Source organism: Pedobacter steynii (assembly GCF_900103665.1).
Lineage (GTDB): Bacteria > Bacteroidota > Bacteroidia > Sphingobacteriales > Sphingobacteriaceae > Pedobacter > Pedobacter steynii.
The window spans coordinates 1-2,859 of sequence record NZ_FNGY01000031.1; the positions used below are offsets into that span (position 1 = coordinate 1).

Here is a 2,859-nt window from a genome sequence, read left to right on the forward strand (position 1 = left end):
TTCCTGACCTGCGCTTCAAATAAATCGATCACCGTTTTATCTTCCGCATAGCGAACCTCCGTCGCATTAAAGTCTGCTAATATTATTTTCTGCTCTGCAGTGCTCAGGTAATCCAGCTGACTGATCGAAACATCCGGAGCAGCAATCATTTCTTCCAGCAATTGTGTAAAATGAGCGGACAACTGCAACACCTCATTTCGGCTGAACACATCACTATTGTATTCAATTCCCAGGTTAATCTCAGCTCCCGACTCACTGAAGCTAAAGGTCAGGTCAAACTTGCTCACCTCATGATTTCCTCCCTGGTAGTTCTTTATCGTCAATTTATTTGCTGAAGATGCGGTTTCATTCATGACTTCCGTTCCAGCGGTTTGATTCTGCAAAACAATCAGCACGTCAAACAAAGGGTTCCGGCTCATGTCACGCTTTAAGTCAAGCGCTTCAACAAGTTCATCAAAAGGGTAAACCTGATGTTCATAGGCAGCCAGCGTCACCTGTCTGGTTTGGGCCAGCAATTCACGATAACTATCCTTACCGCTAAAACGGCTTCTTAAAGCCAGCGTGTTTACATAGAAACCAATCTGATCCTCCAGATCGGCATGTTCACGACCGGCAATCGGACTGCCGACAATGATGTCCTCCTGCCCCGTATAACGGTACAACAAGGCATTTAAAGCAGTCAGAAGTCCCATAAACAGGGTCGCTCCATGTTCCTGGGTTAAGGAACGAAGGCCATTACTCAACTCCGCCGGTAGTGCTGCGCGGATGTCTCCTCCACGATAGCTCTTTACAGCAGGGCGGGTCTTTTCTCCGGCAAGCTCCAGCACAGGAAGCATACCGGAAAATTGCTCCATCCAGTAATTCTGATGTAACAACAAGGCATCTCCCCGCAGCTGTTCCTGCTGCCAGGCAGCATAATCTTTATACTGGATATTCAAAGGAGCCAGCGCGTCCTCTTCTGAATTGATATAGGCATTGTAAAACAAGAACAATTCTTTAATCCATATCCCCATTGACCAGCCATCACTGATGATGTGGTGCATTACATAGGTGAAAATCCAGCGGTTATCTGCCAGCTGGTACAAACCTGCACGCAGCAAAGGACCTTTTTCCAAATCAAAAGGACATTCAAAATCCCCACGCACCAGATCAGCAACCTTCAGGTCCTGGTCTTGCAATTCCCTCAGATCCTGTTGCAGCAGATGAAATCCCAGCTCCTCCGCAGTAAGCACATACTGACGGGGATCTCCCTCCCCATTCCCACGAAAAACGGTACGCAAAATCTCATGCCTTGCAATCAGACTTAGAAAGGAAGATTCCAAACCTACCGGATCCAGCTCTCCTTCAAAAATATGCACACCACGCATATTATAAGCCACATTACCTTCTTCAAACTGGCTTAAAACCCATAGGCGCCGTTGTGAGGACGACAATAAATAACTGTCTGCAGGCGAAACAGAAGGGATCGGCGAAAAACTGTAGCCACGTATCAGGTTAATATAATTGATCAGATTATCCTTCTCTGCTTTTATTAAGCGTTTTAACTGATCATCAATGAGGCCTTTCTCACAATCTATTTTTAGATTTCCATCTTCAACATAAATGCGTGCATTGTATTTTTCCAGCTCCTGGATTATATTTTTTACATCCATGTTATATCGTGGGCTCAAGAATTTGAATTGGACTATAATCGCTTCCGACCAGGTATTCTGGTCTTGGATTTTCCGTATTTGTCGGAAGGTTATTGATACTGTTATAAGTGATCAACACCGCATCCCGGTCGAAAGGAGATAAATTAATATTGGAGGCATGAAAAAGATTCCCATGAAAAAAGAGTATGGATCCCTTTTTCGCTGAAACCGTCACAATACCATTTTTAATCGCCAGATCTTTTAGCAAATCATGGTCAATCGTAAACTTGATATCTGCATTTAAAGAAGACAGGTAATCTCTGTTTTTTAAATGGTCGGTATATTTTAAGGGCCCTTTGGCCGGACCTTTGTCCGCAAATTTCACGATTCCCAGTTTATGCGTTTTTGGAATGAGCAAAAGTGCTCCGTTTGAAGAATCTGTATCCTGAAGATATAACATCACAGAAATCATTTCAGGCTCCTTTATCCCGTCATCTATATGCCAATAAGGAAAATCCTGATGCCATTCCCACCAATCACCTTTCAGGCCTTTTTTCGTATTTATCTTATATTGATGTAGATAGATATCATTCCCGATCAGCTGCCTTGAAGGCAAAACAAACCTTTCCAGCCTACTGAGACGCAGATAGGTTTCATTGATAAAATGAGGCGCAAAAATTGAACGGACAGTTCCATTATCTTCTAAAATAATTCTTGGAGAATCTTTTTCAATTGTTTTTGGCAACTCCAGGTTTAATATTTCTATTTCTTTCTCTGACAGATAATTTTCAATGACCAAATATCCGTTCTCGTTATAAAAGTCTAGCTGTGCTGTTGTTAAATCCATCTGTTTAAAAAATTAACGTTTCCTGATCGGTAGTATGTTCTGTTTGGGCTGCTTTATCCTCCTGAAGCCATAATATGCTGTCGATGTTGGCAGCAACCCCTTCAATTGTCGGGGCATAAAACAATTCCTTTATATTTAATTCCAGTTTAAATTGTTTTTTTATCTGGGAAATGATCCTTACCGCCTTTAAGCTATGTCCGCCCAGGTCAAAGAAATTGTCTTTTACCCCAATCTGCTCCCGTCCTAAGATGTCCTGCCAGATCAGGAGCAGGCGTTCCTCCGTATTATTACGGGGAGCCAGATATTCCACACCGGACGACAAACCCAGGCCGTCAGGATCCGGCAGTGCCTTTTTGTCGACCTTTCCATTAGTGGTGAGCG

The 2,859-nt window shown here is 43.1% G+C and carries 3 protein-coding genes; all 3 read right to left on the reverse strand.

Annotated elements, in window-relative coordinates:
- The coding region (locus BLQ87_RS33040) for a condensation domain-containing protein (RefSeq protein ID WP_245723978.1) at positions 1 to 1,652 on the reverse strand (1,652 nt) is incomplete at its 3' end.
- A 1-nt stretch (position 1,653) separates the two neighbouring features.
- Positions 1,654 to 2,478 carry a phytanoyl-CoA dioxygenase family protein gene (locus BLQ87_RS33045; RefSeq protein ID WP_074613155.1) on the reverse strand — a complete coding sequence of 275 codons (825 nt, stop codon included), beginning with the start codon at positions 2,476 to 2,478 and terminating at the stop codon, positions 1,654 to 1,656.
- Between the two features lie 4 nt (positions 2,479 to 2,482).
- The coding region (locus BLQ87_RS33050) for a phosphopantetheine-binding protein (RefSeq protein ID WP_143010627.1) at positions 2,483 to 2,859 on the reverse strand (377 nt) is incomplete at its 5' end.